Consider the following 21,224-nt stretch of genomic DNA (forward strand, 5'->3'; position numbering starts at 1 on the left):
CCCCCTACCATGGCGCCCTCAAGGGAGGTAAACCATGAAAAAAATCGATACGCTCGTCTCGAGCGTTGCGCTCGCTGCTGCGCTCGCGACCCCGCATGCCCAAGCCTTCGACCTCTTCGGTCGCAAGGACGAAGCGCCGTTGCGCGAAGGCTATACCTGCTGCAACTTCCACTACGAGGACGACTGGATCAGCGACTCGAACTACGGTTCGCTGCCCTTCATCCCCGCGGGCACGCCGGTCAAGCTCAAGAGCTACGGCCGCTACCGCATGCACGTCGACATGGATGGCAAAGCCATGCGCATCGGCCAGGACTACGGCCGCGCCCAGGAGACGCTCGAGCAGTTCGCCGAAAAGATGATCGTCACCGCGGACCCGAAGGCCAAGATCGCCAAATATCCGGCGAACGTCCGCGCGGCGATCCGCCAAGGACAGATTGTGCCGGGCATGACCAAGGAACAGACGATCATCGCAGTCGGCTATCCGCAGACCGACGAGACGGTGTCGCTCGACGCGCCGATCTGGAACTACTGGGCGTCGAGCTTCGCCCCCTACCGCGTCGTCTGGGGCAAGGACGGCCGCATCAAGGCCATCCACACCGACCCGGTCACCGAATCGCGCATGGTCTACGCCAAGCCTGAATAAGGGGACGGGTATGGATGCGCAGCGAATATAATCGGGGGGCGCCCGACCCGTGCGGGCCCTCCCCAAGCAAACCGATGTCCAGTCATGTCTGAAGTCAACCAGGAATTGCAGAACGAGGTAGCCGAGCTGATCGTCTCGGCCCTCAACCTCGACACCCGTCCCGACGAAATCGCAGCCGACGCGCCGCTCTACGGCGAGGGCCTGGGGCTCGATTCGATCGACATCCTGGAAGTGGCGCTGGTCGTTTCCAAACGCTACGGCTTCCAGTTGCGCGCGGACAACGCGGACAACGTCCGCATCTTCAGTTCGCTCGCCAACCTGACCCGGCACATCGCGGCGAATCGCAGCAAATGAGGATCACGCCGGCCCGCGCCGCGCGCGGCGTCGCCATCGCGGGCGCGGTGATCGGCTACCCGGTGGCCGCGCACTACAGCACGACCGTGCCGGCCGCGCCGGCCGCGCTAGGCGTCGCGGTGTCGCTGCTGCCGTCGCTGCTGATTCTCGTGGCCCTCGCGTGGCGTTCGCCGCGGCGCGGTGCGGCGCTGCTCGTCTGCGGAGCGGTCGCGGCGCTGCTGTGGGGCTTCTGGGGCGCGCTCGAGCGCAATTTCAACTGGGTCTATTTCCTGCAGCACGCGGGCACCAACGTCATGCTTGCGCTGGCCTTCGGCGCGACGCTCGCGCGCGGGCGAAAGGCCTTGTGCACCCACTTCGCCGAAGCCGTGCACGGCGGCGCGCTCACGCCCGAGGTGCTGCGCTATACCCGCCAGGTCACCGCGGCCTGGACGCTGTTCTTCGTCGCGCTGAGCGTCGTTTCGAGCGTGCTTTTCTTCTTTTTCAGCATCGAGGCCTGGTCGGTCTTCGCCAACTTCCTGACCCTGCCGCTGGTGTTGCTGATGTTCGCGGCCGAATACGGCGTGCGGGTGCTCAAGCTGCCGAAGGTCGAACGCCACGGCATCCTGGACGGCATCCTCGCTTTCTGGAAAACGCCGCCGGGCACGTCCCCGCGCTGAGCGCCCCGACGCGATGCCGAGCCTGCCGCTTGTCGCCCACCGCCCCGACGCCGTTGTGGCATGGCGCGGCGCCACGCCGGTCACGGCCGCGCAGTTTGCCGGCGAGGTCGCCGCGCTCGCTGCGGCGCTGCCGCCCGGACGGCACGTCCTCAACCTCTGTCGCGACCGCTACCGTTTCGCCGTCGCCTTCGCGGCGTCGATCGTGAGCGCGCGCGTCAGCCTGCTGCCGCCGACCCATACGCCAGAGATGGTGCGCCAGATGCACGCGCGGGCGTCGGACTGCTTCTGCATCGTCGACCACGACGCGGACGTCGGCGCGATGCCGGTCTTCCGCTACCCCGAACTCGCTGCCGCCCCACCCGCCCAGGTTCCCGAAATCGACGTCACACAGGTCGTCGCCGAGGTCTTTACCTCGGGGTCGACCGGCACGCCGCTGCCGCACCCGAAACGCTGGGGCCCCCTCGTCGAGAACGTGCGCGCGGAGGCTGCGCGGCTCGGTGTCGGCCCCGGCCACGCGCTCGTCGGCACGGTCCCGCCGCAGCACATGTACGGGCTCGAGTCGACCGTGCTGATGCCGCTGCAGAGCGGGGCCGCCTTCCACGCCGGCCACCCGTTCTATCCGGCCGACGTCGCTGCCGCGCTCGCCGAATTGCCGCGGCCGCGCGCGCTCGTCACGACGCCTTATCACCTGCGCGCCCTGCTCGCAGCCGACGAGGTACTGCCCGCCGCCGATCTGCTCGTCTCCGCGACCGCGCCGCTGTCGGCGACGGTCGCGGCCGAGGCCGAGGCGCGTTTCGGCGCGCCGCTGTTCGAGATCTACGGCTGCACCGAGACCGGCCAGCTCGCGTCGCGCCGCCCCGCACTCGACGCGGCGTGGCAGACCCTCGGCGCGGTGCGCCTGCGGCGAGACGGCGAGTCGGCGTGGGCCGAGGGCGGTCACGTCGAACGCCCGACCCGTCTCGGCGACGTCGTCGAACTCGCGGACGAAGACGGGCGCCGTTTCCTGCTCCACGGCCGCCACGCCGACCTCGTCAACATCGCCGGCAAGCGCACGTCGCTCGCCTACCTGAATCACCAGCTTCACGCGATTCCGGGCGTGCGCGACGGCGCCTTCGTGCTGCCGCCGGACGACGCCGAGGCCAACCCCGAACGCGTACGACGCCTGAGCGCGCTCGTCGTCGCCCCCGACCTCACCCCGGCGGCGCTGATGCAAGCCTTGCGCGCGCGCATCGACCCGCTCTTTCTGCCGCGCCCGCTCGTCTTCGTCGACGCGCTGCCGCGCAACACCACGGGCAAGCTCGCGGCCGCCGCCGCACAAGCCCTGGTCGCGGAGGCCGGCGCGTGAGCGAGCACTCACTACCGCTGGCGATCGCGGCCGACCACGCGGCCTACGCCGGGCATTTCCCGGGCCGTCCGATCCTGCCCGGCGTCGTGCTGCTCGACGAGGCGCTGCACGCGCTCGCCGTGGCCGACGGGCGCAAGGCTGCGACCGGCCAGATCCGTGCGGCCAAATTCCTCAGCCCGGTCACGCCGGGCGAGGGCTTGCGTCTCGATTACGCCGAGACCGCGCCGGGCGTTTTCCGCTTCACGGTCGCGGCCGGCACGCGCACGGTCGCGAGCGGCGTCTTCGCGTTCGACGACCCCGGGAGCGCGGCATGAGCACGCCGGATCTGGCCGCTCGCGTCGAGTGGGCGCGACGTGGCGAGCGCAGCAACATGGCGATGCTGCGGATCATGACGTGGATTTCGCTGCGCCTCGGGCGACGCGTCGCGCGCGTCGTGCTGCGCGGCATCAGCGTTTATTTTCTGCTCTTCGCGCACGCCGCGCGGCGCGCGTCGCGCATCTATCTGGCACGCGCGCTCGGCCGGCCGCCGACGCTGCGTGACGTGTTCCGCCATTTCCACAGCTTTGCCGCGTGCATCCACGACCGCGTCTACCTCCTCAACGACCGCTTCGATCTGTTCGAGATCGAAATCCACGGCCGCGAGGCGATCGACGCCGTGCTCGCGCAGGGGCGCGGCGCCTTCCTGATGGGTGCACACCTCGGCAGCTTCGAGGTCCTGCGCGCGGCCGGCCGCCACCAGGCCGGGCTGCGCGTCGCGATGGTCATGTACGAAGACAACGCCCGCAAGATCAACCGCGCGCTCGCGGCGATCAACCCGGCCGCAGTGCGGGATGTGATCCCGCTCGGCCGGCTCGACTCGATGTTGCAGGTCGAAGCCGCGCTCGACGCCGGTGGCGTGCTCGGCATGCTCGGCGACCGCTCGCTCGACGCCGGCGCGACGCTCGCGCTGCCGTTTCTCGGACACAGCGCCGAATTCCCGCTCGGCGCGATGCGGCTCGCCGCGGTGCTCAAGCGTCCGGTCCTGCTCATGGCCGGGCTTTATCTGGGCGGCAACCGCTACGCGATCCATTTCGAGCCGCTCGCCGATTTCACCGCGCTCGCACGCGCCGACCGCGAGCGCGCCGTGAACCGGGCGGTCGCCGACTACGCCGCCTGCCTCGAGCGGCACTGCCGCGCGGCGCCCTACAACTGGTTCAATTTCTTCGATTTCTGGCGGCCGCCCGCCGAGCGAGGCCGCGCATGAAACTTTCCCGCCAGGCCCGGCGTCTGCTCGCCGCGGCCGTACTGGCCCTCGGCTGCGTCGGCGAGGTCGCGGCGCTCGACGTCGGCGAGCTCATGACGACGCTCGCGCACAGCACGCACGGCGCAGCGACCTTCACGGAAAAGAAATATCTCGCGATCCTCGACGCCCCGGTCGAGTCGTCGGGCGAACTGCGGTTCGTTCCGCCGGCGCGCCTCGAAAAGCTGACGTTGAAACCGAGCCGCGAACGCCTCGTGCTCGACGGCGACGTGCTTACGGTCGAACGCGGGCGGCGCACGCACGTGCTCGCGCTCAAGGACTACCCCGAGGTCGCGGGCATGATCGAAAGCATCCGCGCGACGCTCGCCGGCGACCGCAGCGCGCTCGAGCGCGTCTACCGGCTGAGCGTCTCCGGCAGCCGTGCGCGCTGGTCGCTCGCGCTCGTTCCGCTCGACGTCCGGATAGCCCGCGTCGTCGCGCGTATCCGCATCGACGGCGCCGAGGGTGAGGTCCGCACGGTCGAGATCGTGCAGGCCGACGGCGACCGCTCGGTCATGACGGTCGAGAAGGCGGCCGCCCCTTGAGCCGCAGCGGGCGACTCGCGCTTGCCGTGTGGCTCGTTTTCCTCGCGGCCTGCGGCTGGCTCGCGACCCGCGCCGACTACACGGCCGACCTCTCGGCCTTCCTGCCGCGCGCGCCGACGCCCGAACAGCAATTGCTCGTCGACCAGCTGAAGTCGGGCGTCGCCTCGCGCCTGATCCTGATCGGCATCGAAGGCGGCGACAGCACCGCGCGCGCGCGCGCCTCGCGCGAACTCGCGGCGAGGCTGCGCGCCGACCCGCGTTTCCTGCACATCGCGAACGGCGAGACGCCGGCACTGCAACGCGATCGCGAAATCCTGTTCGCGCATCGCTACGTGCTGAGCCCGGCGGTGGACGCCGGGCGCTTCACGGCCGAAGGGCTGCGCGCCGGCGTCGAGGACAGCCTCGGCCTGCTCGCAACCTCGACCGGGCTCGTCAGCAAGGCCTTGTTGCCGCGCGACCCGACCGGCGAATTCCTCCAGGTGCTCGACGCGCTCGAAGACGGACAGCAGCCCCGCCTTGTCGACGGGACGTGGGCCTCGCGCGACGGCACGCGCGCGCTGCTCCTCGCACGCACCCGCGCCGAAGGCGCCGACACCGATGGACAGGAGCAGGCTGTCGACGCCATCCGCAGCGCATTCGCGGCCGTAGGCGCGCCGCCGCTGCGCCTCGCGATGACCGGCCCCGGACCGTTCTCGGTAACCGCGCGCGCGACGATCAAGGACGAGGTCACGCTGCTCTCGGGCCTCGGCGCCCTTGCGATCGTCAGCCTGCTGCTCGCGGTGTATCGCTCGCCGCACGCGCTGCTGCTGAGTCTCGTGCCCGTGGTCTCGGGGGCGCTCGCCGGGGTCGCCGCGGTGAGCCTCGGCTTCGGCGTCGTGCACGGCGTCACGCTCGGCTTCGGCACGGCGCTGATCGGCGAAGCGGTCGACTATGCGATCTACCTGCTCATGCAATCGCGGCAGGCAGCGGCAGACCCGCGCGCGTCGACGAAGGCATTCTGGCCGACGGTGCGGATCGGCGTGCTGACCTCGGTCTTCGGCTTCGCCTCGCTGCTTTTCTCCGGCTTTCCCGGCCTCGCCCAGCTCGGCCTTTACGCGATCGCAGGGCTCGCCGCGGCCGCACTCGTCACGCGCTTCGTGCTGCCTCATCTGGTACCGGCGACGCTCGAGCCGCCCGCCGTCGATCGGCTCGGGCAGCGCCTGCTCGGCTGGAGCGAACGGGCACCACGGCTGCGCGGCATCGTGCTCGCTCTCTTCGTCGCCGCCTGTGGCGTCATCGCATTCGAGCACGGCGGTATGTGGAACCGCGAGCTCGCGGCCCTGAGCCCGGTTCCGGCCGCCGACCAGGCGCTCGATGCAGCGATGCGGGCCGACCTCGGTGCCCCCGACGTCGCCCACCTCGTGATCGTGAGCGCGCCGAGCGCGGAGGCCGCGCTCGCGGCGAGCGAACGCGCGGCGCGCGCGCTCGACGCGCTCGTCGCCGCCGGCACGATCGCGGGCTACGAAAGCCCGGCGCGCTACCTGCCGAGCGCGGCGACGCAGCGCGCGCGGCTGGCCGCGCTGCCGGACGACGCACAATTGCGCCAGCGCTTCGCCGCCGCGGCGGCCGGCCTGCCGCTGCGCGCCGAGCGTTTCGAGCCTTTCTTCGCGGACGTCGCGGCTGCGCGGCACGCGGCGTCCTTGACCCGTAGCGATCTCGAAGGCAGCGCGCTGGCCGCAGGCGTCGACGCCCTCCTGGTGCGCTCGTCCGGCGGCTGGACCGCCCTCATGCCCCTGCGCGCCGCGAACGGCGCGCTCGACGCAGCCGCGGTCAAGGCCGCGCTCGCCGCGGCCGGCGCCCACGACGCCCATTTCGTCGATCTCAAGCGCGAGTCCGATCGCCTGCACAGCGGCTATCTGCGCGAAGCGAGCCTGCTGTCGCTCGCTGGCCTCGCGGCGATCCTCGCGCTGCTCGGGGTCGTCACGCGTTCGCCGCGCCGCGTGTTCCATATCGTCGCGCCGCTCGCGGCGGCCGTCGCCGTCGTCGTCGCCGGCCTCGTGCTTGCCGGGCGGCCGCTCATCATCCTGCACCTGGTCGGCATGCTGCTGGTGGTCGCGGTCGGCTCGAACTACGCCCTGTTCTTCGACCAGGGTGCCGCCGCGGGCGGTGTCCAGGCGCGCACGCTGGTTTCGCTCTTGCTCGCCAGCGCGACGACGGTCGCGGGCTTCGGCGTGCTGGCGTTTTCGAGCGTGCCGGTGCTCAACGCGATCGGCACGACGGTCGGCCCCGGGGTGGTCCTCGCCCTGGTCTTTTCCGCGATCCTCGCGCGCCGCCCATGAACCCGCCGCCGCTCCATGCTCCACGTTCCTGGCGCCCGGCGCCGCTTCTGTGGACGACTTTCATGCTGCACGGCGGCGTCATCGGCTGGCTGCTCGCGGCGCCGCAGCATTGGCCCTGGGCGCTCGGTACGCTCGCGGTCAACCATCTGGCCTTGACCCTCGCCGGGTTGCTGCCGCGCAACGGCGCGCTCGGCCTCAACTGGTGGCGCCTGCCGCGCGCCGCATCCGCCGGACACGTCGCACTCACGATCGACGACGGTCCCGATCCCGAGGTCACCCCGCAGATCCTCGACCTGCTCGACCGCTACGCGGCGCGCGCGAGCTTTTTCTGCATCGGCGAAAAGGCGCTGCGCCACCCGGAGCTGTGCCGCGAGATCGTGCGCCGCGGCCACGCGATCGAGAACCACAGCCAGCACCACCGTCATCATTTTTCGCTGTTCGGCCCGCGGCGCATGGCGCGTGAAGTCGACGACGGCCAGGAGACCCTCGCCGCGCTGACCGGCGAGCGCCCGCTGTTCTTCCGTCCGACCGCCGGCCTGCGCAACCCCTTCCTCGAGCCCATCCTCGCGCGCTTGGGCCTGCGCCTCGCAAGCTGGACGCGCCGCGGCTACGACACGCGCAACCGCGACGCCGACGACGTGGCCCGCCGGCTGACCGCGACGCTCGCGGCGGGCGACATACTCCTGCTGCACGACGGCAACGCCGCGCGCACCGCAGCCGGAGAGCCCGTCATCCTCGCCGTGCTGCCGTGCGTCCTCGACGCGATCGCGGCCGCCGGCCTGCATTCCATCACCCTGCGCGCCGCGCTCGAACTCACCACTCGCCATGCCGACCGACATTCTGCGTAAACAGCTGATCGACCACGCCAGCGAACCCTACCGCCGCGCCGGCCGGTTCGCCTACCACTTCGCCCGCGGCAAGCTCGGCGGCGACCCGATGTTCTTCGCCTTGCTGCAGCGCAACCTGATTCCCGACCAGGCCCGCATCCTCGACCTAGGCTGCGGCCAGGGCCTGCTCGCCGCCTGGCTGTTCGCCGCGCGGACGCTGTTCGCGATGGGCAAATGGCCGCGCAACTGGTCGACGCCGCCGCAACCCGGCGAGATCCGCGGCATCGACCTGCTCGCCGCCGACGTCAGGCGCGCGCAGACCGCGCTCCCGGCGCCGGCGCGCTTCGAGCAGGGCGACATGCGCTACGCCGACTTCGGCCAGGCCGACGTCGTCGTCATCATGGACGTCCTGCACTACGTCGACCCCGCCGCCCAGGACGACGTATTGCGCCGCGTTCGCGCCGCGCTCGCGCCCGGCGGCCTGCTGCTGACGCGGGTCGGCGACGCCAGCGCGGGGCTCGCGTTCCGCCTCAGCAACTGGGTCGACCGCACGGTCGCCTTCTTCCGCGGGACCCGGCTGCCGCCGCTGCACTGCCGGCCGCTGCACGAGTGGGTGGCGGCGCTCGAAGCGCTCGGCTTCGCGGTCGAAACGGCGTCGATGAACGGCGACCTGCCCTTCGCTAACGTCATGCTGGTCGCCCGCCTGGGCGCGGCGGACGGGCCCGCGATCTAAGTTAGAATTTGCGCCCCGATCGAAGGCCGGCCGTGATTCCCCTCCATCTGTCCCACTTCACCGCGAGCAGTTGCCTCGGCGCCGGGCTCGACCCGACGCTCGCCGCGCTGCGCGCGGGACGCAGCGGCCTGGCGCCGTGCCGCTTCGAGACCGTGCACGACCTCGATACGCACATCGGCGAAGTCGCCGGCGTCGACGAAACGCCGCTGCCGGCGGACTTCGCCGAGCACGACTGCCGCAACAACCGCCTCGCCTGGCTCGGCCTGCAACAGGACGGCTTCGACGCTGCCGTGCGCGCCGCAATCGCGCGCCACGGCCGGCGCCGCGTCGGCGTCTTCCTCGGCACGAGCACGGCCGGCATCCTGCAGACCGAGCAGGCCTACCGCCGGCGCGACGCGGCGAGCGGCGCGCTGCCCGCGGACTTCGTCTACCGCACGACCCACAACACCTATTCGCTCGCCGGTTTCGTGCGCGCGCTCTACGGCATCGAAGGCCCGGCCGCCGTCGCCTCGACCGCGTGCTCGTCGGGCGCCAAGGTGTTCGCGAGCGCGCAACGCATGATCGCGACGGGCCTCATCGACGCGGCGATCGTCGGCGGCGTCGATTCGCTCTGCCTGACGACGCTCTACGGCTTCAATTCGCTCGAGCTGCTCTCGCCCGAGCCGTGCCGGCCCTTCGACGCCGGCCGCCGCGGCCTGTCGATCGGCGAGGCTGCTGCCTTCGCGCTGCTGGAAGCCGTGCCGGCGAGCCTCGACGCCGACGCCGTGCTGCTGCTCGGCGCGGGCGAAAGCTCGGACGCGCATCACATGTCCTCGCCGCATCCCGAAGGCGCGGGGGCGCGCCAGGCGATGGCGGCCACGCTGGCGGCAGCCGGCCTTGCCCCCGACCAGATCGACTACGTCAATCTCCACGGTACCGCAACGCCGAGCAACGACGCGGCCGAAGGCCGCGCGGTCGCTGCCTTGTTCGGCGACCGGGTCGCCTGCAGTTCGACCAAGGGCGCGACCGGCCACACGCTCGGCGCGGCTGGCGGCCTCGAGGCCGTGATCGCGGCGCTCGCGCTGCAGCACGGCTTCATGCCCGGCGGCGTCAATACCCGCACGCCCGACCCCGCGATTCCGGTCCGCTATCTGCGCACCAACACCGACGTCGCCCCGCGCCGCGTGCTGAGCAATTCCTTCGGCTTCGGCGGCACCAATTGCAGCCTCGTTCTGGGGCGGGCAGGCTGAGATGGCGGCGAGACTCAGCGTCTGGATCGAGGGCGTCGGCCTGCTCGGCCCCGGATTCGAGGACTGGGCCGGCGCACTGCCGGTTCTCGACGGGTCCTCGCCGTATGTCGCGCGCCCATTGAGCGCGCCTGTGCCGGCGTCCCTGCCGCCCGCCGAGCGCCGGCGTGTCGGCTTGAGCGTCAAGGTCGCGCTTGGCGTCGCCCACGCCGCGCTCGCCGCGGCCGACACGCCCGCCGCAGCAGTCGCAAGCGTATTCACCTCGTCGGGGGCCGACGGCGACAACTGCGACGCGATCTGCCAAGTCCTTGCCTCCGACGACCGGCACATTTCGCCGACCCGTTTCCACAATTCGGTCCACAACGCAGCGGCGGGCTACTGGGGCATCGCCTCGGGCGCGATGACACCGGCGTCGGTGCTCTGTGCCTACGACGCGAGCTTCGGCGCGGGCCTCATCGAGGCGCTCACGCTCGTCGCGAACGACGGCGCCGGCGTGCTGCTCGTCGCCTACGACGCGCCCTATCCCGAGCCGCTCAACGCCGCACGGCCGCTCCCTGCTGCCTTCGGCGTCGCACTCGCGCTCGCGCCGCAGCCCAGCGAACGTTCGCTCGCGCGGATCGAACTCGAACTGACCGACGCGCCCGCCGACATGCTGGCCGATCCCGCGCTCGAGGCGCTGCGCCGCGCGATCCCGGCCGCGCGCAGCCTGCCGCTGCTGCAAGCGCTCGCGGCGCGCCGGCGTGCCCGCGTCGTGCTCGACTATCTCGCGCCCCTAAGCCTCGCGCTTTCGCTCGAACCGGGGCCGCGCGCTTGAGCACGGCAGACGACACGGTCCTCGACCGCGGCTGGTTGCTGGCGCATATCCCGCACCAGGGCAGCATGTGTCTGCTCGAGCGCATCGACGCCTGGGACGCGACAAGCATCCGCTGCAGCGCGGGGAGCCACCGCGCGCCGGACAATCCCCTGCGCGCCCATGGCCGCCTCGGCGCGGCGAGCGGGATCGAGTACGCCGCGCAGGCAATGGCCGCGCACGGCGCGCTGCTCGCCGCGGCCGAGGCGGCGCCGCGCGCCGGCTATCTGGCGAGCGTGCGCGAAGTCGAGCTCAAGGTCGCGCGGCTCGACGACGTCGCAGGCGATCTCACGGTCCAGGCCGGGCGTGTCTCCGGCGACGACAACACGATCCTTTACCGTTTCAGCGTCGCCGGGCCGACCGGCCTGCTCGTGAGCGGACGCGCGATCGTCATGCTCGACGCTGAAAAAACCCGGAGTCCCCTATGAAACGCGCACTCGTGACCGGCGGCAGCGGCGGCATCGGCGCCGCGATCTGCCGGCGACTCGCCGCCGACAGCTGCCACGTCTACGTCCACGCCAACCGGAATCTCGCCAGGGCGAGCGCGCTCGCCGACGAAATCCGCGCGGCCGGCGGCGCGGCCGAAGCCGTCAGTTTCGACGTCACCGATGTCGCGGCATGCCGCGCGACGCTCGAGGCGCTGGTCGAGAGCGAGCCGATCCAGATCCTCGTCAACAATGCCGGCATCCACGACGACGCGGTATTCCCGGGGATGCGCGCCGAACAGTGGCATCGCGTGCTCGACGTCTCGCTCAACGGCTTCTTCAACGTGACCCAGCCGCTGACGCTGCCGATGATCCGCAGCCGCTGGGGGCGCATCGTCAACATCACCTCGGTCGCCGGGCTCACCGGCAACCGCGGGCAGGCCAACTACGCCGCGGCCAAGGGCGCGCTGCACGCCGCGACCAAATCGCTTTCGCTCGAACTCGCGAGCCGCGGCGTGACCGTCAACGCGGTCGCGCCGGGCGTGATCCGCACCGCGATGAGCGACGGCGTCTTCGACGACGCGTCCATCGCGGCGCTGGTGCCGATGAAGCGCGCCGGGCAGCCCGAAGACGTCGCCAGCGCCGTCGCATTCCTCGCCTCGGACCAGGCGAGCTACATCAGCGGGCAGGTGCTGTCGGTCAACGGAGGCATGATCTGAACGACGCCACCCGCGCGCTCGCCGTGCATCAGAGCGAAGCGCTGCTGTTCTTCACCCTGCTTCAACTGACCGTAATCGTGCTCGCCGCGCGCGCCGGCGGCGCGCTCGCACGGCGCGTCGGCCAATCGCCGGCGGTCGGCGAAATCATCGTCGGCATCCTGCTCGGACCCTCGCTGTTCGGCTGGCTCGCGCCGGATCTCTTCCGCACCGTCTTTCAGGCGTCGTCGCCTGAGCCGATGCAGGTCGTGTCGCAGATCGGTCTGGTGCTGCTGATGTTCCAGATCGGCCTCGAATTCGATTTCGCGCATCTCGCCGCGCGCAACAACCGGCGCGCCGTGCGCTACGTCGCGACGGCGAGCATGATCGCGCCCTTCGCGCTCGGCTTCGGTTTCGGCTACCTCAGCGCGCCGCTGCTGTCGCCGGGCGCCGACGTCCTCGGCTCGGCGCTGTTCGTCGGCACGGCATTTTCGATCACGGCGCTGCCGATCCTTGGCCGCATCATGATCGAGCTCGAGATCACGCGGCACCCGCTCGCGGTGATCGCGATCAGCGCGGCGGCGATCAACGACGTCGTCGGCTGGCTGCTGCTCGCCTTGGTCACCGCACTGACGCTCGCGCAGTTCAGCGCGGCGGGCTTCGCCCTCAAGCTGCTGCTCGTCGTCGGCTTCTTCGCCTGCTGGTGGTTCGTCGTCCGCCCGCTCATGAAACGCGTGATCCACGCGAGCCAGCGGGCGTCGGCAACGGTCAGCAAGGATAAAGGGCGCGACGGACTCAGCCACAATCTGCTGGGGGTCCTGTTCGCGGCGATCTTCCTGTCGGCGATCGCGACCTACCAGCTCGGCATTTTCGCGATCTTCGGCGGTTTCATGATGGGCGTCGTGCTCCACGACGAGCATGAACTCATCGCGGCGTGGCGCGAGCGCGTCGGCCATTTCGTGACGGTGTTCTTCCTGCCGGTGTTCTTCACCTACACCGGGCTGCGCACCGACATCGTCGGCCTCGATTCGGCCGAAGCCTGGGGCTGGTGCGCGCTGCTGATCGCGCTCGCCAGCCTCGGCAAGTTCGGCGCGAGCTATCTCGCCGCGCGCTGGGCGGGCCTGTCGCGCGACGAGAGCAAGGTGATCGGCATCATGATGAACACGCGGGCGCTGATGGAGCTCATCGTCATCAACGTCGGCTACGACCTCGGCGTGATTTCGCAGCAGCTCTTCACGATGCTCGTGCTGATGGCGATCTTCAGCACCGTCATCACGATGCCCGGCCTGCGGCGCTGGTTGCCGCGCATTGGCGTCGGCCTGCCCGCCGGCGCGTCGCCGCTGCCGCAGGCGGCCGCCCAGTCTTCGACGTCCTGAGCGCCGGCGGCCGGTTCAACCCGGCTTCACCGCCTGATATTCGGCGAGTATGGAAAGCGCGCGCGTCTCGACGTGCCGGCGCACGGCGAGGAAACCCGCGTCCTCGAGCGTCGCGATGACCCCGGCGGGCGGCACGCAGGCCTCGATCGTGTCCCAGTAGTAACGCCACAGCCGGGCCGATTCGGCGCTGCCGCCGACCAGGCGCGCGAGTACCGGCACGGCGCCCCGCATATAGGCCTTGAGCAGCGCGCGGCTCCAGGCGCGCTCGGGCTTGGTGATCTCGAGCAGGCACAGTCGGCCGCCCGGCCGGAGGACGCGGTGGAATTCGGCGAAGGCAGCCGACAGATCGCCGATGTGGCGCAGCGCGTAGCCCATGCTGAGGAAATCGAAGCTCGCGTCGGGAAACGGTATCGACTCGGCCCGGCCTTCGACCAGGCGGACGCCAGGCAGGTCCGCGGCCGCCATCATGCCGAGGCTCGGGTCGACGCCGACGACGAGCGCGGCATCGCCGACGCGCTTCACGGCTTCGCGCGCGACCAGACCGGTGCCGACGCCGACGTCGACGACGCGCATGCCCGGGGCGAGACCGGCGCGCTGCAGCGCCTGGCCGCGGTACCACGGCCCGCTGCCGAGGGCGAGCAGGCGGTCGATGCGGTCGTAGTCGGACGCCGTGCGATCGAACAGCGCGCCGACGAAACGTCGTCGCGCGTCTTCGTCGGCGTAGTAGTCGGTAAGCGGCGGGTGTGGCGCGCGCACGGGGGGGGCGGGATCGGACGGAGCGTTCATCGGGGGGCGGGACCTCGCGCCGTGAGGCGGCGCAACACGAGCAGCGGAAGACGCATGACGAAGCCTGCCATCAGGCGGATGTGCATCCACGTCAGCAAGGCGTTGTCGCGCAGGTAGTTGAAATGCGAGACGCCGCCTTCGGCGGCCGCGGGATACTTGACCGGGGCGGCCAGGTTGACCGGGCGTACGCCGCGCCAGCACAGCCGCACGACGGCTTCCGGGTCGAAATCGAAGCGCCGCATCCAGCGCTGCCCGCGCATGACGCGGCGCAGGGGTTCGATCGGATAGACGCGAAAGCCGTAGAGCGAGTCGCCGATTCCCATCCACAGCGTCTCGAGATTCGCCCACCCGTTCGAGACCTTGCGCCCGTGCACGCGCAGGGCCGGCGCGTCCGCGTCGAACACGGGAACGCCGAGCACCATGACGTCGGGCGCGGCCGCCGAGGCCGCCATGAAGGCCGGAATCAGTTGCGCGGGATGCTGGCCGTCCGAATCCATCGTCAGCACGTGGGTGTAGCCCGCCGCAGCGGCGCGATCGAGGCCGTGGAGCACGGCCGCGCCTTTGCCCTGATTACGCGACAGCCGCAGTACGTTCAAGCCCGGGTCGGCCGCGGCCATCTCCTGCAGTCGCTCGGCGCTGCCGTCGGTGCTGCCGTCGACGACGACCCACACCGGCGACCAGACCGCGCGCGCCGCGCGCACCGTTTCGTAGACGCGCGGGCCCGGGTTGTAGCTCGGGATGAGGACGAGATGGCTGGCCGAAGCCGCGGGCGGCGTCACGTCAGACGCGGACGCACGGGTTCGCTCGCCGGCGGCGCGTCGGGCAACAGGAAATGCGGCGCTTCGCGCAGCGCGTCGACGAAATAGCGCTCGAGCTCTTCGGTGAACGGCCCGGCTTTCTCCGGTGGCTCGAAGCGGCGGCCGAGGCGGACGCGATAGGTGATCGGCATGGCCGGCCGCCGGAACAGCGGCCAGCCTTTGCTAAGGTAGGCGGAGTCGGTCTCGATCAGCACGGTCTGGACCGGCACCCGGGCGCGCGCGGCGATCAACCCGGTCGTGCCGGTGCAAGGGTTGACCGGCCAGCGCCGCGTGCGCGTGCCTTCGGGGAAGAGCAGCAGATGACTGCCGTTCTGCAGCTCGGCGACGGCCTGACGGATCATGCTGAGCTGGGCGTCGTTGCGGATGTAGCCGGCGAGCCGCGCGCCCGCGCCGAGAAAGACGTTGTCGACGATGTCGGCCTTCATGATGCACGCCATCCTGGGCAAACGCGACAGCACCATCAGCGCGTCGAGCAGACAGGGATGGTTCGGCGCGATGATGAGCGGCCCTTCGTCGCGCAGCGCGTCGAGCGCGGAGAGATCGAAGCGGCAGGCGCCGATCGCCGACAAGGCGCCGAGGTAGATACGGAAACCGCTCGCGATCGCCCAGCGCCCGAGCGGGGTGGCCCAGCGCCGGGGCAGGACGTGGTAAAGCGGCACCGACAGCGTCGACCAGGTCAGCGAGATCGCACCGAGCAGCGCGAGACCGAACCACAGCGCGAAGTATTCGTAGAGCCGGTGCAGCACCGACTTCAACAGTCCCAACAGGGATGCCGCACCTGTCCTCACTCGTCCGCCTCGACCCGCGTCGACGATTCGCCGAGTATGAAGGCGACGCCGACGCCGGCGGCGAAATAGCTGTCGCGGCGCACCAGCGGGCTGTCGATGAAACCCGCGCCCTTGAGACTATCCCAGCGCGCGAACGCGCCGACCCAGTATTTCGGGTAACGCTTCGACAGCGCGGCGAGAAACTGCGTGCCGGCGTAGCCGCCCTCGGCGTCGAAGGCCGGGCGGTCGGCGGTCGCATACTGCGGCGCGACCGAATAGAAATAGTCGTGGTTGCGCTCGGAGCCGAACATCGGCCCTGCGAGGAGGCCGAGTTTCCAGCCGGCAAGCCCGGCCGGATCGGCGAGGTCGAGATTGACGCGCGGCGAGAACACCCAGCCGACGTCGTCCACGCCGCCCGCCACCGTGAGCGCCGCACGCAGCGGCAGCCGCAGGTCGAGCCGCCTGCGGCGGTCGGCACTGCGCCACAGCTTGAATTCGAGCGAAGGCCCGAGTTCGACCGTCGGCTGCAGATCGGGCATGCCCGCGCGCGCCTCGCTGTCGTCGCTGTTGACCGGCAGCGACGCGCCGACGCTGACGTTGAGCTCGACGTGTTCGCTGTCGAAAAAGGTACCGCGGATGCCGTCCCGGTCGGCCTTGAGAAAGGTGCCGCGATAGACGAAATACGGAAACGGAATCCCGTACAGGCTCGATTCGTCCGAACCCCGATAATCGGGGAAGGCCAGCGCGCTCATTCCGACACCGGCTTCCCAGAGCGGCTTGTCCGCCGCCCACGCGAAACCCGGTACGGCGGCCGCGACCAGGGCGGCCGCGGCGATCAAACGGATACGGCAGCGCACGGCGGTCTCCTCGTCAAAAATGCCTGCGCCCCGGGACCGAGCGCGTGGCCACCCGAGGCCTCGATCTCGACCAGAAGGTCGGCCCGGCAGACGTCGGCGAGCAGGAACACCGCGGTCACATCGGCGCCGACCGTACGGGCGAAGACGTCGCGCACGGTCGCGAGGTCTTCCACGCGGCGCACGTAGACCTTGTACGCGAGCGCATCGAGGCCGAAGCGCGCGGACGGCGTCCGGCGCGCGGCCTCGGCGGCCACGGCCGCGATGTTGCACAGCGATTCGCGCGTCTGCGCCGCGACGTCGCCGCGGTGCAGCGTCTCGTGGCCGACGATGCTCGCGGTGCCGGAAACGAACAGCATGTCCTGTCCGTCGAGCCGGACCAGACCGGCCCGCGAGAAGGTCGGGCTGCGCGGGCCGTAGGCGTCCGGATAATGATAGGCGCTGACCTGGCGCGGATTCTCGACGCTGGCGAGCGGCGCGCGCGCGGCGAGAAACGCGAGATGCAGCGGCCCGCCCGCCGAGCCGAGCGCGCAGGCGGCAGGCACCGTGCCGATGACCGCATGGCCGTGGGCGAGGAAGGCGTCCTGCCGGCCGACGTTGAACTGGCGATAGCGTTCGCTCGCGTGGTGCTCGGCATTGATCGCTGGGAAGTAGTTCCAGAAGCGCAACACGTCTCGGTAGCCCCGCGCTTCGAGCAGCGCGAACACCGACCCGTAGGCGGCCTCGGTCGCGGCCTGCAGCGGCGTCTTGCCGTCGTCGCCGGCGGCTTCGTCGAGTTCGACGCAGCCGAACAGCAGATTCGCGCCTTCGCGGTAGCGTATCGCCCCCGCGCGGCCCGGCTCGAGCGGCTCGCTGCAGCGCCAGATCTCGCATACCGGCGCCTGCCCGGGCGGCGACGCGATGTCGACGGCGAGTAGCGGCAGGTCCGGCAGCACGGGTGCGGCGGCGCGCGGCGCAAAGCAGATGCCACCGAGCACGTCCGCCAGCTCGCCGGGGCGGGCGTGCGCGAGACGCGAAGCCGGGAGGTAATCCAGTTGCAGCATGGTCGCGGTCAGCGCGCGCCCTCGACGTCTTCGACGTAGCGGATGTTGAAGCGCCGGCGCTTCCACGCCGCGAGCGTGCGCTTCAGTTGCCGCAGCGACGCGAGGTAGTAGATCGCCTTGAACATCCACAGCGAGGGCCAGATCGGCGTCTTGCCGAAAATGTCGCCCGCGAGCACCGAGAGCAGGGCTTCCTTAACGCGGAAAACGTTGTGCGGCGACATGAAGAGCTCGCGCATGGTCGGATTGGTCACGCGGTAGATGAACCACGAAAACTCGCGCGGCCCGTGCGTCATCACGCGGTCGAAACGCTTGAGCGCGCGGGCCGCACGGCGCGGTTCGCACAGGCACACGTCGATCGCGTCGGCGCCGGCGAAGGCGCTGTTCATCGCGAGCATCACGCCCGACGAAAACACCGGATCGACGAAGGCGTACGCGTCGCCGAGCAGCAGATAGGCCGCGCCGTGGCTGTGGTCGCAGGCGTAGGAAAAGTTACCGGTCGCCTCGACGTCGGAGACGAGCTCGGCGTCCTCGAGCCGCTCGGCGAGCGCCGGGCACAGCGCGATCTGATCGAGGAAGAACTCGCGCACCGGTTTGTCGCGCGCCTTGACGCGGTGCGGCCAGGTCACCGCGCCGACGCTCGTCGTGCCGTCGGCGAGCGGAATGAACCAGAACCAGCCGTGCTCGAACCAGAAGATCGTGATGTGGCCGGCCATCCTGCCGGGATTGCGCGTGGCGCCGCGGAAGTGCGCGTACAGGGCCGAACTGTTGTGTTTCGGGTTGCGCTGTTTCGCCTTCAGGCGATTGCCGAGCACGGTGTCGCGGCCGGTCGCATCGACCAGGAAGCGGCAGCGCCAGGTCTCGCGGCGGCCGTCCTCGTGTTCGGCAGCGACGACCGCGCCGGCGGCGCCGGGCAGCAGTTCGACTTCGCGAACGCGACACGCCTCGACCACCTCGGCGCCCCGCCGTGCCGCGTTGCGGATCAGGATCTCGTCGAACTCCGAACGGCGCACCTGATACGCGCTCGGCATCGTCTTGTTCCACGCGTCGGCGAACTCGAACGCCTGCCGATGTGTATGCCAGGGTGAGACGAACTCGGCCCCGTACTTGACCATGCCGATGGCTTCGACCTCGTTGCGCACGCCGAGCCGGTCGAGCAGCGGGAGGTTGGCGGGCAGGAGCGATTCGCCGATATGGAAACGCGGGTGGCGCGCCTTTTCGAGCAGCGTGACGCGATGGCCTTTTTCTGCCAGCAGCGCGGCGGCGGTCGACCCTGCAGGGCCGCCGCCCATGACGAGCACGTCGCAATGATGATCGGCGGTGTCGGGCAAGCGGGGGCCGTGGGACAAGAAGTTTCTCCGGTCGGCGACGGCTCCGGACGGCGGCCGCGGACGTTTTTATTTGAACGCGCGGATTTTACCGAAACGGGGTGACGAACGTTAGCCGGCGCCACCTCGCCGGCGCGGCTATGGTTCGGCGTCGCCGGACGCCCGCCGCGCGAGCGCGGCCTCGATGCGCGCTTCGAGCAGCGTCTCGATTTCGGGCTCGACGGGTATGACCGAGATGCCGCCGCTCGTCTCGAGCACGGCGTACTTGATCTGGTCCATGCGCTCGATGCCTTGGTGCTGGCGTGCGCTCTGCAGGATGTCGTCGCGCGAGACGTGGGTCTTCGTCAGGTGTTCCTCGATGACCTTGCCGCGGTCGACGAGCATGACCGGCATGCCTTCCATGGCCTTTTCCACCGATTTGAAACGCTTCTTGAGATACGACATCGCGACTTCGAGCATCACCAGCGTGAGGATGACCGCCATCCCGGTCGTCAGCGATTTGTCGTCGCCGACCAGCGCATTCTGCGTGGCCTCGCTGATGATCAGCAGGAGGATGAAGTCAAAGGTCGACAGCTCGCTCAGCATGCGCTTGCCGGTGAGTCGGAAAAGCACGAGCAGGAACAGGTAAATGACGAAGGCGCGGACGACGAATTCCATGGCGGCCCGCTACGGGTAGACAAACTGTCGGAACGCGACGCGCGCGCCGTCGCCCGCGGCGATCGAGCCACGCAGCGTGCCGACGCGTTCGGGCTGATAGTCGAAACTGAGCCGCAGCCGGGCGCCGCGACGCGCGTTGAAGACGAAGGTCGTCGCGCCGTCGGCGACGACCACGCGCTCGGGCTCGGGCGTGATCTCCTCGAGCCGGATGTCGCTCAGATAGGCACTGTCCAGGTGGATCTCGACCGTATCGGCGGCGGCCGTCGCGGCAACGCGCAACTGGTCGGGCGCGTGGCGGCGCGCGAATTTTTCGTACTCGAGCTGCAGCGAGCCGTCGTCCGGCGCGACCGCGGTCGTGCTGACCGGCCCCCCGCCGAGCACGCCGAAAAGGATCGCGGCCAGCGCGACGTAGAGCAGCGCCCAGGCGACACGCTTGACCCGCCACTCGCGCCGCTGGCGCTCGGGGTCGATGTCGATCTCGAGAGCGGGGTACTCCGTCCGTTCCATCGCGGATCCTCAAGACCAGGTTCCCGCAGTGACGCAAGCGCTGTGCCTGGCTTGGCATCCTTGCGGCCGGCGCGGCGGAACGAAAGCCCGCCGGCCGCGGCGCGTCCGCTGTAATGCGGGGAAACGCTTTGTAAGGATTGCAAGCACGCGACGGCCGGGCTTGAAGCGGCGGCCAGCGGATGTCAGTCGAGCGCGACCCAGACCGGCTGATGATCCGACGCCTCGGTTTCGGCGTCGACGCCGTAGTCGCTGAGCGCCGCGCTTAGCCCTTCGGTCGCGAAGACGAAGTCGAAACATTCGGGATGGTCGACGAAGTCGACCGGATGGATGCCGACGCTCGGCGGGTGCGGCACGCCCGGATGCAGCGCCGTCCAGGCGTCGACCCAGGCCGGCGTCGCGTCGGCGAACGGAGCGAGCAGCCGCGCGCGCTCGGCTGCCGACGGGGAAAAATTCATGTCGCCGCAGAGGATCGCCTGCGCCGGCCGCCCCTGGCTCGCGAACGGCCCGCCGCGCTCCTCCTCGGGCGCCGCCCATCGCGTCATTGCGCAGGCCTCGGCGTGCAGGTTCCGGATCGCCTCGATCTGCAGTTGGCGCTGGCCCTGCGAGTAGTACTCGAGGTGCGTCGTGAGCACGCGCAGCGGCCCCGCCTCGCGCAGGATCACCGCTTCGAGCAGCGCGCGCTGCATGCTCGGCACTCCGGCTTCGGGGCGCCAGGGCAGCGCGTGGCGCCACACCTGGCCGACCGGCAGGCGCGAGAAGATCGCGTTGCCGAACCGGCTGCGGCCGGACGCGCCCGGCACGTCGGTTGCGGCGACGTAGAGCGCCGTGTAGCCCGGCAGCGCCGCCGCGAGTTGCGCGAACTGGTCCTCGCCACGGCTGCCGGGCAGCGCCGGAAAGTTGACGGCGACCTCCTGCAGGCAGATGACGTCGAAGGCGCCCAGGTGTTCGATGGCCCGGACGAGGCGCGCGAGGTCGACCCGGCCGTCCATGCCCCGGCCCCACTGGATGTTCCAGCTCAGAAGCTTCATCGCACTTCGCCCCGCCCTGGGCGGTATGAGGACAGACGTTCTGAGCATAGGCATTCCGAGGCCGGGCTGGCCGACCGTGCCCGGCCGCGCCGAGGCCCTTGTTCGGGCAAGGTTTTCGGGGCCCGGCGCATTGCCCGGAGCGGCGGACAGGATTAAAATGTCGCACT

The 21,224-nt window shown here is 70.5% G+C and carries 24 protein-coding genes; 15 read left to right on the forward strand and 9 right to left on the reverse strand.

Translation table 11 applies throughout. The features are described from left to right. Positions 1 to 34 precede the first annotated feature (34 nt). The 15 genes from TBD_RS13755 to TBD_RS13825 all read left to right on the forward strand — a co-directional run bounded on the left by TBD_RS13755 (position 35) and on the right by TBD_RS13825 (position 13,272). A complete protein-coding gene (locus tag TBD_RS13755) occupies positions 35 to 643 on the forward strand; it encodes a hypothetical protein (RefSeq protein ID WP_011313255.1) in 609 nt (202 codons plus the stop codon). A gap of 84 nt (positions 644 to 727) precedes the next feature. Continuing rightward, positions 728 to 997: a phosphopantetheine-binding protein gene (locus tag TBD_RS13760; RefSeq protein ID WP_011313256.1), complete on the forward strand. Its 270-nt coding sequence runs from the start codon at positions 728 to 730 to the stop codon at positions 995 to 997. Further along, positions 994 to 1,653, forward strand: a complete 660-nt coding sequence (locus tag TBD_RS13765; RefSeq protein ID WP_011313257.1) for a hypothetical protein — start codon at positions 994 to 996, stop codon at positions 1,651 to 1,653. Before TBD_RS13760 ends, TBD_RS13765 begins: the two co-directional genes overlap by 4 nt. A gap of 13 nt (positions 1,654 to 1,666) precedes the next feature. Continuing rightward, positions 1,667 to 2,998: an AMP-binding protein gene (locus TBD_RS13770; RefSeq protein WP_011313258.1), complete on the forward strand. Its 1,332-nt coding sequence runs from the start codon at positions 1,667 to 1,669 to the stop codon at positions 2,996 to 2,998. Next, positions 2,995 to 3,312, forward strand: a complete 318-nt coding sequence (locus tag TBD_RS15050) for a hypothetical protein (protein ID WP_011313259.1) — start codon at positions 2,995 to 2,997, stop codon at positions 3,310 to 3,312. The genes TBD_RS13770 and TBD_RS15050 overlap by 4 nt, the downstream gene beginning before the upstream one ends. Continuing rightward, the gene (locus TBD_RS13780) at positions 3,309 to 4,241 is read left to right on the forward strand and encodes an acyl-CoA synthetase (protein ID WP_011313260.1); all 933 of its coding nucleotides are present in this window, start codon (positions 3,309 to 3,311) and stop codon (positions 4,239 to 4,241) included. Before TBD_RS15050 ends, TBD_RS13780 begins: the two co-directional genes overlap by 4 nt. Then, entirely contained in the window at positions 4,238 to 4,822 is a 585-nt protein-coding gene (locus tag TBD_RS13785) for a LolA-related protein (protein ID WP_011313261.1), read from the forward strand. Before TBD_RS13780 ends, TBD_RS13785 begins: the two co-directional genes overlap by 4 nt. Next, a complete protein-coding gene (locus TBD_RS13790; RefSeq protein WP_011313262.1) occupies positions 4,819 to 7,140 on the forward strand; it encodes an MMPL family transporter in 2,322 nt (773 codons plus the stop codon). Before TBD_RS13785 ends, TBD_RS13790 begins: the two co-directional genes overlap by 4 nt. A 62-nt stretch (positions 7,141 to 7,202) precedes the next feature. Beyond that, positions 7,203 to 7,988 carry a polysaccharide deacetylase family protein gene (locus TBD_RS13795; RefSeq protein WP_238376462.1) on the forward strand — a complete coding sequence of 262 codons (786 nt, stop codon included), beginning with the start codon at positions 7,203 to 7,205 and terminating at the stop codon, positions 7,986 to 7,988. Beyond that, positions 7,966 to 8,700 (forward strand): class I SAM-dependent methyltransferase, encoded by a 735-nt coding sequence (locus TBD_RS13800; RefSeq protein WP_011313264.1) that lies wholly within the window; start codon positions 7,966 to 7,968, stop codon positions 8,698 to 8,700. Before TBD_RS13795 ends, TBD_RS13800 begins: the two co-directional genes overlap by 23 nt. A gap of 32 nt (positions 8,701 to 8,732) precedes the next feature. Beyond that, complete coding sequence (locus TBD_RS13805) at positions 8,733 to 9,929, forward strand: beta-ketoacyl-[acyl-carrier-protein] synthase family protein (protein WP_041432804.1); 1,197 nt, start codon at positions 8,733 to 8,735, stop codon at positions 9,927 to 9,929. Between the two features lies 1 nt (position 9,930). After that, on the forward strand, positions 9,931 to 10,740 hold the full coding sequence (locus TBD_RS13810; RefSeq protein ID WP_011313266.1) for a beta-ketoacyl synthase chain length factor: 810 nt from the start codon (positions 9,931 to 9,933) through the stop codon (positions 10,738 to 10,740). Then, positions 10,737 to 11,204, forward strand: coding sequence for a hypothetical protein (locus TBD_RS13815; protein WP_011313267.1), 468 nt, complete (start codon positions 10,737 to 10,739; stop codon positions 11,202 to 11,204). Before TBD_RS13810 ends, TBD_RS13815 begins: the two co-directional genes overlap by 4 nt. Continuing rightward, positions 11,201 to 11,920, forward strand: a complete 720-nt coding sequence (gene fabG, locus TBD_RS13820) for a 3-oxoacyl-ACP reductase FabG (protein WP_011313268.1) — start codon at positions 11,201 to 11,203, stop codon at positions 11,918 to 11,920. Before TBD_RS13815 ends, fabG begins: the two co-directional genes overlap by 4 nt. 23 nt (positions 11,921 to 11,943) lie before the next feature. Beyond that, positions 11,944 to 13,272: a cation:proton antiporter gene (locus TBD_RS13825; RefSeq protein ID WP_011313269.1), complete on the forward strand. Its 1,329-nt coding sequence runs from the start codon at positions 11,944 to 11,946 to the stop codon at positions 13,270 to 13,272. A 15-nt stretch (positions 13,273 to 13,287) separates the two neighbouring features. On the opposite strand, the gene TBD_RS13830 is transcribed toward TBD_RS13825, so the two are convergent. From TBD_RS13830 to TBD_RS13870, 9 genes are all read right to left on the reverse strand, one after another. Further along, the gene (locus tag TBD_RS13830) at positions 13,288 to 14,028 is read right to left on the reverse strand and encodes a class I SAM-dependent methyltransferase (RefSeq protein WP_238376463.1); all 741 of its coding nucleotides are present in this window, start codon (positions 14,026 to 14,028) and stop codon (positions 13,288 to 13,290) included. Between the two features lie 26 nt (positions 14,029 to 14,054). Beyond that, positions 14,055 to 14,837 (reverse strand): glycosyltransferase family 2 protein, encoded by a 783-nt coding sequence (locus TBD_RS13835; protein ID WP_011313271.1) that lies wholly within the window; start codon positions 14,835 to 14,837, stop codon positions 14,055 to 14,057. Then, positions 14,834 to 15,640, reverse strand: coding sequence for a lysophospholipid acyltransferase family protein (locus TBD_RS13840; RefSeq protein WP_238376464.1), 807 nt, complete (start codon positions 15,638 to 15,640; stop codon positions 14,834 to 14,836). Before TBD_RS13840 ends, TBD_RS13835 begins: the two co-directional genes overlap by 4 nt. Positions 15,641 to 15,660: 20 nt before the next feature. Further along, positions 15,661 to 16,500, reverse strand: coding sequence for a MipA/OmpV family protein (locus tag TBD_RS14910; RefSeq protein WP_011313273.1), 840 nt, complete (start codon positions 16,498 to 16,500; stop codon positions 15,661 to 15,663). Further along, on the reverse strand, positions 16,479 to 17,540 hold the full coding sequence (locus tag TBD_RS14915) for a hypothetical protein (protein ID WP_011313274.1): 1,062 nt from the start codon (positions 17,538 to 17,540) through the stop codon (positions 16,479 to 16,481). Before TBD_RS14915 ends, TBD_RS14910 begins: the two co-directional genes overlap by 22 nt. An 8-nt stretch (positions 17,541 to 17,548) precedes the next feature. Beyond that, positions 17,549 to 18,886, reverse strand: coding sequence for an NAD(P)/FAD-dependent oxidoreductase (locus tag TBD_RS13855; protein ID WP_011313275.1), 1,338 nt, complete (start codon positions 18,884 to 18,886; stop codon positions 17,549 to 17,551). A 117-nt stretch (positions 18,887 to 19,003) separates the two neighbouring features. Continuing rightward, positions 19,004 to 19,522 carry a DUF421 domain-containing protein gene (locus TBD_RS13860; protein ID WP_011313276.1) on the reverse strand — a complete coding sequence of 173 codons (519 nt, stop codon included), beginning with the start codon at positions 19,520 to 19,522 and terminating at the stop codon, positions 19,004 to 19,006. A 9-nt stretch (positions 19,523 to 19,531) separates the two neighbouring features. Continuing rightward, entirely contained in the window at positions 19,532 to 20,029 is a 498-nt protein-coding gene (locus TBD_RS13865; RefSeq protein WP_011313277.1) for a hypothetical protein, read from the reverse strand. Between the two features lie 182 nt (positions 20,030 to 20,211). Further along, entirely contained in the window at positions 20,212 to 21,057 is an 846-nt protein-coding gene (locus tag TBD_RS13870) for an endonuclease/exonuclease/phosphatase family protein (protein WP_011313278.1), read from the reverse strand. Between the last annotated feature and the right edge of the window lie 167 nt (positions 21,058 to 21,224).

The sequence above is a fragment of the Thiobacillus denitrificans ATCC 25259 genome (genome assembly GCF_000012745.1).
Lineage (GTDB): Bacteria > Pseudomonadota > Gammaproteobacteria > Burkholderiales > Thiobacillaceae > Thiobacillus > Thiobacillus denitrificans_B.